Origin of the sequence: Petrotoga sibirica DSM 13575 (assembly GCF_002924625.1) — a bacterium.
Taxonomy (GTDB): domain Bacteria; phylum Thermotogota; class Thermotogae; order Petrotogales; family Petrotogaceae; genus Petrotoga; species Petrotoga sibirica.
Map to the genome: position 1 here is coordinate 19,924 of NZ_JAHC01000015.1, position 13,774 is coordinate 33,697.

Annotated in this window: 15 protein-coding genes; all 15 read right to left on the bottom strand. The window is 35.1% G+C overall.

Features of this window, described 5'->3' with window-relative positions:
- Positions 1-294, bottom strand: coding sequence for a 30S ribosomal protein S19 (rpsS, locus tag AA80_RS03330; RefSeq protein ID WP_103876405.1), 294 nt, complete (start codon positions 292-294; stop codon positions 1-3).
- Positions 295-395: 101 nt separating this feature from the next.
- Positions 396-1,220, bottom strand: a complete 825-nt coding sequence (gene rplB, locus AA80_RS03335) for a 50S ribosomal protein L2 (RefSeq protein ID WP_103876406.1) — start codon at positions 1,218-1,220, stop codon at positions 396-398.
- 16 nt (positions 1,221-1,236) lie between these two features.
- The gene (rplW, locus tag AA80_RS03340; RefSeq protein ID WP_103876407.1) at positions 1,237-1,533 is read right to left on the bottom strand and encodes a 50S ribosomal protein L23; all 297 of its coding nucleotides are present in this window, start codon (positions 1,531-1,533) and stop codon (positions 1,237-1,239) included.
- Entirely contained in the window at positions 1,533-2,198 is a 666-nt protein-coding gene (gene rplD / locus AA80_RS03345) for a 50S ribosomal protein L4 (protein ID WP_103876408.1), read from the bottom strand. The genes rplW and rplD overlap by 1 nt, the downstream gene beginning before the upstream one ends.
- A gap of 16 nt (positions 2,199-2,214) precedes the next feature.
- Positions 2,215-2,856, bottom strand: a complete 642-nt coding sequence (rplC, locus tag AA80_RS03350; RefSeq protein ID WP_103876409.1) for a 50S ribosomal protein L3 — start codon at positions 2,854-2,856, stop codon at positions 2,215-2,217.
- A 59-nt stretch (positions 2,857-2,915) separates the two neighbouring features.
- Complete coding sequence (rpsJ, locus tag AA80_RS03355) at positions 2,916-3,227, bottom strand: 30S ribosomal protein S10 (RefSeq protein WP_103876410.1); 312 nt, start codon at positions 3,225-3,227, stop codon at positions 2,916-2,918.
- 77 nt (positions 3,228-3,304) lie between these two features.
- Positions 3,305-4,504 carry an elongation factor Tu gene (gene tuf, locus AA80_RS03360; protein WP_103876411.1) on the bottom strand — a complete coding sequence of 400 codons (1,200 nt, stop codon included), beginning with the start codon at positions 4,502-4,504 and terminating at the stop codon, positions 3,305-3,307.
- Positions 4,505-4,540: 36 nt separating this feature from the next.
- Entirely contained in the window at positions 4,541-6,628 is a 2,088-nt protein-coding gene (gene fusA / locus AA80_RS03365) for an elongation factor G (protein WP_103876412.1), read from the bottom strand.
- A 27-nt stretch (positions 6,629-6,655) separates the two neighbouring features.
- A complete protein-coding gene (gene rpsG, locus AA80_RS03370; protein WP_103876413.1) occupies positions 6,656-7,123 on the bottom strand; it encodes a 30S ribosomal protein S7 in 468 nt (155 codons plus the stop codon).
- Between the two features lie 19 nt (positions 7,124-7,142).
- Entirely contained in the window at positions 7,143-7,517 is a 375-nt protein-coding gene (gene rpsL / locus AA80_RS03375; RefSeq protein WP_103876414.1) for a 30S ribosomal protein S12, read from the bottom strand.
- A gap of 205 nt (positions 7,518-7,722) precedes the next feature.
- A complete protein-coding gene (locus AA80_RS03380; protein ID WP_103876415.1) occupies positions 7,723-9,747 on the bottom strand; it encodes an ATP-dependent helicase in 2,025 nt (674 codons plus the stop codon).
- Between the two features lie 15 nt (positions 9,748-9,762).
- Positions 9,763-11,013, bottom strand: a complete 1,251-nt coding sequence (rpoD, locus tag AA80_RS03385; RefSeq protein WP_103876416.1) for an RNA polymerase sigma factor RpoD — start codon at positions 11,011-11,013, stop codon at positions 9,763-9,765.
- Between the two features lie 84 nt (positions 11,014-11,097).
- Positions 11,098-12,837 (bottom strand): DNA primase, encoded by a 1,740-nt coding sequence (gene dnaG / locus AA80_RS03390; protein ID WP_103876417.1) that lies wholly within the window; start codon positions 12,835-12,837, stop codon positions 11,098-11,100.
- Between the two features lie 46 nt (positions 12,838-12,883).
- The gene (gene rpsI, locus AA80_RS03395) at positions 12,884-13,291 is read right to left on the bottom strand and encodes a 30S ribosomal protein S9 (RefSeq protein WP_103876418.1); all 408 of its coding nucleotides are present in this window, start codon (positions 13,289-13,291) and stop codon (positions 12,884-12,886) included.
- A gap of 15 nt (positions 13,292-13,306) precedes the next feature.
- Positions 13,307-13,762: a 50S ribosomal protein L13 gene (gene rplM, locus AA80_RS03400; RefSeq protein WP_103876419.1), complete on the bottom strand. Its 456-nt coding sequence runs from the start codon at positions 13,760-13,762 to the stop codon at positions 13,307-13,309.
- Positions 13,763-13,774: the final 12 nt, after the last annotated feature.

The following is a 13,774-nucleotide window of genomic DNA, read 5'->3' on the forward strand; positions in this document are numbered from 1 at the left end:
TCAACCTTGCTTTACTATCTTTCCTTTAACTGCCTTTTTGTCTGGATGTCCTCCAAACCTTCTAGTTGGAGAAAATTCGCCCAATCTATGACCGATCATTTGTTCAGTTATATAAACCGGTATGTGTTTCATTCCGTTATGAACCGCTATTGTGTGCCCAACCATTTCTGGTAGGATCATCGAGGCCCTTGACCAAGTTTTAATAACCTTTTTTTCACCTTTTTCGTTCATCTCTCTGATCTTTTTGATAAGACTTGGATGAACATATGGACCTTTCTTTAAAGATCTTCCCACCTACTGCACCTCCTTGCTTTTTCTGTTTAGTGCCTTTAGAAATTCTAAAGCTTCTTTCAGTGCCCCTTCGCCCTGCAGCCCGCCCACAAGGCTAAAAATACTTACTTTACTCTTCTTCTTACGATAAATTTATCGGATTGTTTTTTCCCTCTTCTTGTTTTATACCCTTTAGCAGGGGTGCCCCATGGAGATTTAGGAATGTGACCTTTACTTCTACCTTCTCCACCACCCATTGGGTGGTCTACTGGATTTTGCACCATACCTCTTACCTTGGGCCTTCGTCCCAACCATCTGGTTTTTCCGGCTTTACCGTAAACTTCGTTGGAATGGTCTTCGTTGCTTACTACACCAATGGTAGCCATGCAACTTAAGCGAACCCTTCTCAACTCAGTAGAAGGCATTTTTAAAAGTGCATATTTACCTTCTTTAGCCATTAACTGAGCATAAGTCCCTGCAGATTTTGCTATTTTTCCACCTCTGCCTGGTTCAAATTCTATGTTGTGTACAAGCGTTCCTAAAGGAATATTCTCCAAAGGTAGGCAATTACCAACTTTGATTTCAGCATTTGCACCACTCATTACAGTTTCTCCAACTTTTAATCCCTTAGGAGCTAATATATACCTTTTTTCTCCATCGGCGTATACTAATAGAGCTATCCTCGCGCTTCTGTTAGGATCGTATTCTATTGAGGCAACTTTTGCAGGGATATTTACTTTATTTCTTTTAAAGTCGATTACTCTGTATTTTCTTTTATGCCCACCACCACGATGCCTCATTGTAACTCGACCATAATGGTTCCTTCCACCTGTTTTTTTCAATGGTTCCAGTAAACTTTTTTCAGGTTTGACTTTTGATAATTCAGAAAAATCAGAAGTCGACATATATCTTCGTGAAGGTGTTACGGGTTTGTATTGTTTTAACGCCATTATTTATTCACCTCTCCTACAAACTGCCTTGCAATTCTCTTATAACGTAACCTTCTCCTAATTTAACTATTGCTTTTTTCCATCCTCTGGTATACCCTTCACTTCTTCCCATTCTTTTTGGTTTGGGTTTCATATTCATTACATACACTTTTTTTACTTTAACTTTGAATATTGTTTCGATGGCTTCCTTTATTTCTGGTTTAGTAGCATTTTTTGCAACTTCAAATGTGTATTTTCGTTCTTGCATAAGAGAATAGGTTTTTTCTGTTAAGATCGGCCCGGTAATAATATCGTAAGCTTTTTGAAGCTCCATTAGCCGATCACCTCCTCGATTTTATTCACCATTTCTTTGGTAAGTACAATTTTTTCATTGTTTATTAAATCAAATACATTTAAACCGTCGACATTCTTTTTATTTTGACCAGGGTTATCCGCTATAATCACTTTCACCTTTGGCAAATTCCTTGCAGACAATTTGAAGTTTTCGTATGGTTCCTGGTTATAAGGTAATAAAAATAAGACCTTTTTACTTTCCATACCAAATTTGCCCAAAATATTTTTTACATCTTTCGTTCTCGGCTTTTCAAATTTAACATCATCTAAGACAATTAAATTATTTTCTTTATACCTGATACTTAAGGCAGACTTTAAAGCTAGTCTTTTCATTTTTTTGTTGAGGTCTTTGTGAAATTCCCTGGGTTTTGGCCCAAAAGCTACTCCACCGTGTCGGAAAAGAGGGGATCTAATAGATCCGGCTCTTGCTCTACCCAAATGCTTTTGAGGCCACGGTTTTCGGCCTCCTCCTCTAACTTCACTTCTAGTCTTAGTAGAAGCTGTCCCTGCCCTTTTGTTGGTTAATTGCATATCAACGTACCTATATAGTACATCCATATTTGGTTCAATGTTAAAGATTTCATCTTTTAGATCTAACGTTCCAACTTTTTCATTTTGAATATTGTATACATCTATCTGTGACATTTCCTAATAGACCTCCTTACTTCGTTTTTGGGCGCATTGCCTTAACGGCTTCTCTTATTGTTACCAATCCGCCCCTCGCTCCTGGAACTCCGCCTTTGACCGCTATTATATTGTTTTGTACATCAATGTAAACTACTTCTGAGTTTTGAATGGTTACCCTTTCATTTCCATATTGACCGGGCATCTTTTTCCCTTTGAATACCTTTGAAGGATAAGTGGCCATTCCTGTTGATCCCAGACCTCTATGAAATTTTGAGCCGTGTGAATTTTCTCCACCTCTAAAATTCCATCTTTTCATGACACCTGAGTATCCTCGACCTTTTGATTTCCCTATTAAATCAATCTTTTCTCCTTCAGAAAAAATGGACACATCGATTTTTTGTCCAATTTCGTAATCATCTACATTATCTACTCTAAATTCTCTTAAATACCTTAAAGGTTGCACTTGTGCCTTTTTGAAATGACCCATCAACGGTTTGTTTGCTTTTCTTTCCGGTATCTCTTCAAAACCTATCTGAATAGCGTTGTATCCATCTGTTGCTACGGTTTTCTTTTGAACTACCACACATGGTCCAGCTTTGATGACTGTCACCGGGATGGCTTTTTCATCTTTAAAAATTCGAGTCATTCCAACTTTTTTTCCTAAAATACCTTTCATTTTTTCACCTCCAGAGCCCGAATGATATCTGTATTAATTTTTTAAAAATTATAATGGCATCATGCCTTTATGTCTACGGATACTCCCGCTGGAATGTTGACTTTCAACAGTTTAGTAACCGTCTCGGGTGAAGCATTGTAGATATATATCACTCTTTTATGAACAATTTTTTCAAATTGTTCCATTGAATAAGAATATTTGTGTGGGGATCTTATAACCGAATACACAGTTCTCTTATTTGGTAATGGAATAGGGCCAGAAACTTTAGCTTCTGTATCTTTTACGGCATCTATGATTTTTTTGGACGATTCGTCTAGTAACCTATGATCGTATCCTTTTAGCCTTATTTTTATGTAGTTATTACCGGCCATAATTTTTTTAAAAACCTCCTTTGAACTCATTAGTAAGGGGAGCTGAAGCTCCCCGTACAATAAGACTTCCAAATTTATTATTCGATTATTTCTGTAACAACACCTGCTCCTACGGTCCTTCCACCTTCTCTTATAGCAAATCTCATTCCTGCTTCGAGAGCTACAGGGTAGATTAATTCTACTGTCATATTGATATTGTCGCCTGGCATTACCATCTCTGCTCCACTGGAAAATTCTACCAGAGTTCCAGTAACGTCGGCTGTCCTAATATAAAATTGAGGTCTGTAACCTTTGGTAAAGGGTGTATGTCTTCCTCCCTCTTCCTTTTTCAATACGTAAACCTCAGCCTTGAATTTTTTATGTGGGGTGATTGAACCAGGAGCAGCAAGAACCTGACCTCTTTTTACTTCATCTTTTTCTATACCTCTTAAGAGACATCCTACGTTGTCTCCAGCTTCACCTTCATCCAGTATCTTTCTAAACATCTCAACACCAGTTACAACAGTCTTTTTTGTTTCATAACTCAAACCAATTATTTCAATTTGATCTCCGGTGTGGACAACACCTCTTTCGATTCTTCCAGTAACAACCGTTCCCCTTCCAGTAATGCTGAAAATATCTTCTATGGGCATTAAGAAAGGCTTGTCAATTTCTCTTACTGGATCTGGAAAGTAAGAATCAACCGCATCCATAAGTTCATATATCTTTTGTGTCCAAGGACCATCTGGGTTATTTTCTTCCAATGCCTTTAAGGCTGAGCCTCTAATAACTGGAACTTCATCTCCGGGAAATTCATAGCTACTTAGGAGATCTCTAACTTCCATTTCTACTAAGTCTACTAATTCTTCGTCATCTACCATGTCAACTTTGTTTATAAAAACAGTTATAGCTGGAACGTTAACCTGTCTTGCTAACAAAACATGTTCCCTTGTTTGTGGCATAACACCATCAGTTGCAGCGACAACCAAAATAGCTCCATCCATTTGCGCAGCCCCAGTTATCATGTTTTTTATATAGTCCGCGTGACCTGGACAATCTATATGTGCATAATGCCTTTTTTCTGTTTGATATTCAACGTGTGAAACGTTGATGGTGATTCCTCTTGCTTTTTCTTCGGGAGCTTTATCTATCATTTCAAAAGGTGTGAAATCTGCTCCACCTTTGTAAGATAAAGCCTTGGTTATAGCAGCGGTTAAAGTTGTTTTCCCGTGATCAATATGACCGATAGTCCCTACGTTCATGTGAGTCTTTGCCCTAACAAACTTCTCTTTAGCCATTGTTCTATCTCCTCCTTGTAAATTATATTATCCAACTTATTCTCTGCTTAAGAGTTTTTGTGTTACTTGCTCCGGAACTTCCTCGTAATGAGAAAATTGAATAGAACTTGTTGCTCTTCCTTGAGAAAGAGATCTCATTATAGTGGCATATCCAAATAATTCTGATAATGGAACATAGGCATGTACTACTCTGGTGTTCGTTCCTCCAACGTTTTCGAAACTTTCTATTCTTCCTCTTCTTGAGCTTAAATCTGCAATTATATCCCCCATATATTCTTCAGGAGTTGTAACATCAACTTTCATGACTGGCTCTAACAAAACGGGTTTGGCTTTTTTTACAGCATCTTTAAAAGCCATGGATGCGGCTATTTTAAAGGCCATTTCTGAAGAGTCAACTTCATGGTAGGAACCGTCAAAAACTTCCACTTTAACAGCAACCATTGGATACCCTAATAAGACACCATCTAGCATACTTTCTTTTATACCATTCTCTATGGCTGGTATATACTCTTTTGGTATGACTCCTCCTACTATTTTATCTATAAATTCGAATTCTTTTTCACTATTCAGAGGCAACGGTTCAACTCTAAGTTTAACATGCCCATACTGTCCTCGTCCTCCCGTTTGCCTAATATATTTTCCTTCAGCTTCGGCTGGGAGTTTGATCGTTTCTTTGTATGCCACACGCGGTTGGCCTACTTTAACGTTTACCTTGTATTCTCTTTTAATTCTCTCAATGATAATATCTAAGTGCAATTCTCCCATTCCGGATAATATGGTTTCTCCGGTTTCATGATCAACAAAACTTCTTAAACTTGGGTCTTCCTCTGTTAAAGCATTAAGAGCTTTCCCCAATTTGGCTTCATCATTTTTGGTTTCAGGCTCTATGGAAACCGAAATAACGGGTTCTGGAAACTCCAGTTTTTCTAAAACCATGTTATTTTCTTTATCTGAAAGTGTATCCCCGGTAGAAGTATCCTTTAAACCAATTAATCCAACAATGTCTCCAGCCCTTATGTAATCAACTTCTTCCCTCTTGTCAGCATGAAGAAAAACAAGTCTAGCTACCCTTTCTGTTTTATTTTTAGTCGTATTGACTACATAACTGCCCTTCTTTAAAGTTCCTGAATAGACTCTTGCAAAAGTTAACTTACCAATAAATGGGTCAGCCATAATCTTGAAAGCTAACGCAAAAAAATCTTCGTTTTCAGATGGAAGAATGTCTTTTACAAACTCCCCCGTCATTCCATCGAATGCCTTAACAGGGGGCATGTCTAGGGGCGAAGGAAGATAATCAATAACTGCATCCAATAATGGTTGAACACCTTTGTTTTTAAAGGAGCTCCCACAAAGAACGGGCACTATTTTGTTTTGAATGGTTGATTTCCTTATCGCTTCTTTTAATTTATCCAATGGAATTTCTTCTTCTTCTATATAAAGTTCCATTATGTCTTCATCAACTTCTGCAATTGTGGAAATTAAATCCTCTCTCTTCGATTCACAAAAATCTATTAAATCGGGCGGAATACTCTTTTTCTCAATTATTTGACCATTTTCATCTGTCCAATAAAGTGCTTCCATAGTTAGTAAATCAACTACACCTTCAAAATCTGCCTCAGAACCTATTGGAACTTGCAACGCTACAGGATTAGCCCCCAATTTAGCCTTCATTGTTTGGATAGCGTTAAAAAAATTTGCCCCAATTTTATCCATTTTATTCATAAAGGCAATTCTTGGCACTTGGTATCTATCAGCTTGCCTCCAGACTGTTTCAGATTGTGGTTCAACCCCAACTTGAGCGTCAAAAATGGCAATAGCACCATCTAAAACACGTAATGATCTTTCAACCTCAACTGTAAAATCAACGTGGCCTGGTGTATCAATTATATTTATCCTATGATCCTTCCAAAAGGCAGAAGTTGCCGCAGAGGTTATGGTAATCCCTCTTTCTTTTTCTTGATCCATCCAATCCGTTTCAGTTGTACCTTCATCAACATTTCCTAATTTGTGTTTTGTCCCCGTATAAAACAAAATTCTTTCGGTAGTAGTTGTTTTTCCTGCATCTATATGGGCAACTATTCCTATATTTCTTATTTTTTCTATGGGGTATAATCTTTCTTTCAAAACAATCCCTCCTACTAAACTGCTATACTACCATCTGAAATGTGCAAAAGCTCTATTCGCTTCAGCCATCCTGTGAACGTCTTCTTTCTTTTTTACGGCAGGTCCCGTATTGTTATACGCGTCTATCAGTTCTTGAGATAATTTACTAATCATATCTCTTCCTTTTTTTGATTGTGCCGAAGTAACTATCCATCTTATAGCTAAAGAAGTAGCTCTATTTTCAGGTACCTCAAAAGGTACTTGATATGTTGAACCTCCGACCCTTCTTGATCTGACTTCTACTAAAGGTTTAACATTATCTATAGCTTTATGAAAAGCCTCTATGGGATCTTCTTTTGTAGCTTCAGCCAATTTTTGCAAAGAAGAATACACTATTTCTCGAGCTAAAGATTTTTTCCCATCATACATCAATCTATTTATAAATTTAGAAAGTAAAACATCTCCATAAACGGGATCTGGAACTATGTTTCTTTTTTCAGCAGTTCTTCTTCTCATTCAGTAAAGAGCCTCCTTATTAAGCCTTTGGTTTTTTGGTACCGTATTTGCTTCTACCTTGTTTTCTACCTTCAACACCAGCAGCGTCCAAAGTTCCTCTGATTATCTTATACCTTACACCAGGTAAATCTTTTACCCTTCCACCTCTTACCAAAACGTTAGAATGTTCTTGTAGATTATGACCTTCTCCAGGTATATAACAAGTTACTTCAATTCCATTCGATAGTTTAACCCTTGCAATCTTCCTTAAAGCTGAATTAGGTTTTTTCGGGGTCATAGTTGATACCCTTACACAAACACCCCGTTTTTGAGGGTTACCACGTAATGCAGGAGATTTGGTCTTTTTCTTTATAGATTTTCTTCCATGTCTTATTAATTGATTAATCGTTGGCACTTAGATTTCTCTCATTTCAAGGGAAGCCAATATAATAATGCCCTCAAAAATGAGAGTTCACCTCCTTCTGATTTATTTTAATTTATTATTGTTATAATATGTGGGATTCATATATTTAAAGAAACAGGAAAACGTCAGTGAATATTTTACATTATTAGACCTTAATTAAAAATTAATTAAATATAACAATTTGAATAATTTACTGTTATTTATAACCGATTTTCAAAAGATTGACCATTTCCTCTGGAATTTTTTTGATAAAGTCGTTTTCTTTTTTAACAAAATAAAACGAATTTTTTAGATAAGGGTTGGTTGTACCAGTCAATTGTTTCAAAATGTATAATTCATTCTTTGCCCTTGTTATGGCAACATAGAAGAGTCTTTCTTCTTCTTCTAATTTTTGTTCCTTAATTGCAAGACCGTTGGGAAAATCTCCCGGATTCACCGATATGAGAATAACTACTTTCCACTCCAACCCCTTTGCCCCATGAATCGTTGTTAGAGTCAACTTATTTTCATCTTTATCTTTGTTAGAAGCCATTACCCCTATCTCTTCGCTAAGCGTCAAATCTTCTATAAAAGCATTCACGGATTCGTATCGACTGGCAATTTCACTAAATCTTTCAATATCCATGTTCCTTGATTTTGAATCCGTAAAAGTTAAGAAGGAATATTCTTGGTAGAAATCCTGATAAACGATATCTATCAACTTGTCAGGAGTACTTTCTTTCTTTTCAAAAAGTTTTGTCAATAATTCAAGGGGTGTTTTGAATTTATTTATTTCAGTTTCTTTCAATATATTTGAGATGTTATCCTGTTCTTCATTTGTTTTGGTTTCTAACTGTTCATAAATCCTAGTTGCTGTTTTGTTACCAATTCCAGGGAATAATTTTAAAACTCTCATCCATGAAATCTTATCTAAAGGATTGTTTAATATCTTTAAAAAAGCTAATATGTCTTTAATATGGGCGGTTTCGATGAATCTCAACCCAGATAGTATTCTGTAAGGAATCCCTTTTGAATCCAATTTTTGTTGTAATACCATTGATAACGAATGTGATCTATATAGTACAGCGATATCTTTGTACTCTAAACCTTCGCTTAATTTATCTTCTATGATTTTGACTACGGCATCGGCTTGTTCTAAATCGTCAAAAGTTTCCACAACAAAAGGTTTTAAATAACTTTTTCTTTTAGGTTTGAGGACTTTAGGAACAGAGTTGGATGGTATTAGATGATTAATAAAACCTACTATATCAGAGGTACTTCTATAATTACTTTGTATTTTGAAAACTTTTGTTCTCTCATCTTCAATGAAATCTTTTATGTTTTTAAATAAAGCCCCTCTGAAGGAATATATGCTTTGGGAATCGTCTCCAACAACTATCAAATTCCCATGAACCGAGGATAAAGCCTCAACCAATTCGATTTGAATTTTGTTGGTATCTTGAAATTCGTCAACTAAAACATATTTAAATTGGCTCGAACACTTAGTTAGTATTTCTGGATGAGTTTTGAATAAAACTAAAGTATTTACTAATAGATCGTCATAGTCCATCGCGTTCATATCTTTTTTTAACTGGGCATATATACCCCAGATTTGTTCAATATCTCTTTCAAAATTCAACAAATAGGGGGCTCTTTCAAGTATTGATTCTCTTAAAGAGGTCAATGTGTTACATGAGTAACTTATAATTTTCATTATTACTTCTTCTTTGGGAAGTTTGTAATTATCACTGATTTCTTTGATGTACTCACTTTTAGCCATTTTCAATAAATCTTTTGAATCTTCTTTGTCGAGAATGCTGAAATTATTTTTGTAATCTAAAATTGTGGCATACTTTCTGAGAATAGAATTACACACATGATGAAATGTACCCGCGAGCATTTTGTCCATGTTTCTGTTAGTTACATTCTTTACTCTTTCGATCATTTCCCTTGCTGCAGCTCTAGTGAACGTGACTAGCAAAATATTTTCAGGTTCGACTCCATTATTCAACAAATACGCTATTTTATAGGTTATTACTCGAGTTTTTCCCGAGCCTGGACCTGCAACTATTATCGATCTTCCTTCTGATTTTATAACAGCTTCTTTTTGCTCCTCATCTAACTCATTTTCGAATAAAGATGACAGGCTTCCGCCCCTTAAGGAGGGGAACCTTTCCTTGACCCCGTTCGGGGTGTTCTTTTTCCCCAAAAAAAGGAAATCATTCCCCTTATTTTTCTCCATGCATTTACACTCCCATTACATATCGTACATCTTTTTTTCTATCATATCGCTTATTTCTTTTAATTGCATGCTTCTGGAAGGATGTCTTAATTTCCTTAGAGCTTTTACTTCAATCTGCCTTATTCTTTCTCTTGTGACATTGAAGAAACTTCCAACCTCTTCGAGTGTTTTCATTTTACCGTCAAGTAAACCATATCTCATTTTTAACACCGTAGCTTCCTTTGGCCTTAAAGATTCCAGAACTTTTTCGATTTCTTCTTTGAGTATCATTCTTACTGCAATTTCCTCTGGTTGATCGGCTTCAGAATCTTCTAAAAAATCCCCAATATAGGCATCTTCTTCATCAGAACCACTTATCGGGGCATCTACGGAAATGATTTCTTTAGTGGCCAATAAAATTTCATCCATTTTTTCCAACGGTTTATCCAGTAATTCGGCTAACTTCTCGGTAGTAGGGTATTCACCAGTTTCTTGGAGATGTTTTCTAATTACTATATTCATCCTGTTTATAGTTTCAACCAAATGAACAGGTATTCTAATTGTCCTAGCTTGATCAGCTATAGCTCTTGTGATTGCTTGCCTAACCCACCAAGTAGCGTAGGTAGAAAACTTAAAACCTCTTTTCCAATCAAATTTTTCTACAGCTCTAATTAAACCAATATTCCCCTCTTGAATCAAATCTAAGAACGTTAATCCTCTTCCCATATATCTTTTAGCTATACTGATTACCAACCTTAAATTTGCTTTCACCAATTCGTCTTTGGCTTTTTTGTCACCTTTTTTAGCTCTTATCGCAAGCTGCCTTTCCCTTGAAGGTGTTAAAAGTTTGATTCCCCCTATTTCCCTTAAATAAATCTTTATGGGTTCATTTACAGCAGAGTTATCAAATATCTGTGATTCCCTTTCTTGAAAAAGCTCTTCCAAATCCTCGTTAAAGAATTCTTCTTCCTGTTGGACCTGATCTTCTTGGAAAGATTCAATAATTTCTATTCCTTTGGATTCAAGCTTTTCATAAATCTTTTCTAAAAAACTTCCGTCAATTACATCAGATAAATTATGAGGTATACATTCATCTATATCTTGATAAGTTATGTTATTATTTTTCTTTTTAGCTATTTCAATAAGGCTTTCCAAACCTCTTTCAAGTTCTTCTATATAACATTCTTTGTCTCTTTTAACTCTAATTTTATCCTGATCAACGATCTCTATTTTTTCAATTTCTTCTATTAATTCTGAAAAATCCACATTGTTTTTAAGCTTTTCCATCTATCAGTTTACCTCCATAAGGAAAGTTATTAGATCGTTTTTGAAACATATAAAATCCCTTTTTAAAAATATGAAATCTACTATTTAATTGATTATTTTTAGTTTAGAATAAAGTTGTATGATTTCAGACGTAATATTCGTTTTCTCCGAAAGATCTTTTGTTTCATGAAGTTTTTTCTTCAATTCTTCTATTTGTTGGTTTATTTTAGTTCTTCTAATACTTTCTTTTAATGAAGAAAGAATTCGTTCAGGATTAAAGAAATATTCTATCTTCCAAACTTCTACTATCAAATCACTTAGTTCTTTTGAAGAATTTTCAAGCAGAAACCCAATATCTGAGTTTTGTGAGGTTAAAGTAAAAAATTCCTTGAGTAATTTATTGGAAAAATCTTCCTCCCTAAAATGATTTTTGAGTATTTCTCTGTATTGAGGATATTTAATCCATAGGTATAAATAAGATTTTACAATATCGTATCTTATATCTTTTTCTACGTAAAGGGTATCTTTCGGTTGAGAATAAGTCTCATTTGAAGAAGAACTTTCAGGTATGAGAGTAGACGTTCTTTCTAATATTTTTTGAATGTATCCAGCGCCTTTTCCAGTCTTACTTGAAATATTTTCTATAAAACCTTGTAAATAACTGATTCTTCCAACATCTTCGATTTTTTTATACCATCTTGACATTTCTTTCAAATATTTTTCTAAAGCGAATTCATTACTTAAATCGTATTTTTCTGCATAATAATCTACGATGAATTCATGAAACTTGTATGAACTTTTTAATATTTCGGCAATGTATTTGCTATCGTGTTTTTTGGTTAACTCATCTGGATCTTTAGCGGGATACTTCGAAACTGCTATTTGAAAATCTTTAGCAAATAAAGCATCGACAGTGGATAAAGTGACTTTTCGACCTGATTCATCCATATCGTACATTGTAACCACTTTGTTGGTCACTTTCAATAATTCAAGAACATGATCCTTGGTAAAAGAAGACCCTAAGATTCCTACAACGTTTTTGAAACCTAATTTGTACATTGAAATTACATCAAAGTAACCTTCAACCAATATCACAAAATCATTTTCTTTTATGAATTTTTTGTTTTTATAATATCTGTAAAGTATTTTAGACTTTTTGAAAAATTTATTCTCAGGAGTATTCAGATACTTGGGTGCATTCGTTTCTTCTTCTATTTGTCTACCCGCAAAGCCAACTAACTCTCCAACGTTGTTCCTGATTGGAATAATTAAACGGTTATAAAAAAACTCTTTATCCCCATTGATCATCAAACCCGTATTCTTTGCTATGTCTTTATCGAAAAGATTGTCTTCTATGACTTTTTGGATTTCTTGACCCGTGGCAAACCCCAATTCAAATTCTTCAACTAAATCTCTGTTTATCTCTCTTTTTTTAAGATACTGCCAAACTTTATGATTCGAAGAAAGATTGAGAAGATTAGAAGTATAAAGTTTGGAAACTTCTTCGTTGAAAGTTATCTCTACAGGTTCTTCTTTTTGAGTAATATCTAGTTCAATTCCAGCATAAGTAGCTATTTTTCTTAATGCATCCAAAAAACTAATTTGTTCGTATTTTTCCAAAAAAGTTATCACATCACCATGGGCTCCGCATCCAAAACAATGAAAGGTTTGAGTTTCTGGGAATATATAAAAAGATGGAGTATCTTCCGCATGAAAAGGACATAGTGCAGTGTAATTTTTCCCACTTTTAGAAAGAGACAAATAAGAATTGACGAAATCAACTATATCAACTTTGCTTTTAATTTCGTCAATTACTTTTTTCAGGCTATCATAATTTCTGCCCATAAAACTTCACTATTCCTTCAAAAATACGAAATAAATAATACAATACTCATCTTTTTGAAAATTGAGCTCTTTTCCTTGCTTTTCTCAAACCATATTTCTTTCTTTCTACCTCTCTTGGATCTCTAGTCAACAAACCTTCTTTTTTCAAAATAGGTCTCAAAGATTCGTCGTAGGACAGCAAAGCCCTAGCAATCCCAAGTCTAATGGCACCAGCTTGACCACTCAATCCCCCACCATTAACCCTTATGACTAAATCGAACTGTCCATTTGTAGAGGTAATTGTGAGTGGTTTTAAAGCTTCCATTTCCCATACTTCATTGCCTCTTAAATATTCTACCAAATTTTTGTATTCTTTACCGTTTATTTTAATCTTACCGCTTCCTGGCCTCAAATGTACCCTTGCAACGGCTGTTTTTCTTCTCCCCGTTCCATAATATTCGATAAGTTCTGCCATTCGAATACCTCCTGATTAAATATTTTCTAATTTTATCTCTTTTGGTTTCTGAGCATGGTGTGGATGATCAGGACCAACATATACCTTCAATTTTTTCATCATATGCTTGGCCAAAATAGTCTTTGGCATCATTCCCTTGACAGCCAACTTGATTATCCTTTCAGGATGTTCGCTATGCATCTGTTCAAAAGAAATTTCCTTTAGTCCTCCAGGATAACCACTGTATCTTCTGTATACTTTCTTTTCTTTTTTATCTTTCGAAAGTTTTATTTTTTCCGCATTCACAACAACAACAAAATCTCCACAATCTATATGTGGTGTATAGGTTGGTTTGTGTTTCCCTTGTAGTATTTTGGCAATCCTTGAGGCCAATCTTCCAAGTGTGTAATCTTTAGCATCGATCAAGACCCATTCTCTTTTTATATCCTCTTTTTTAGCGATATATGAAGGTTGCACTAATTTAGAATTCATTTCAAAAACCTC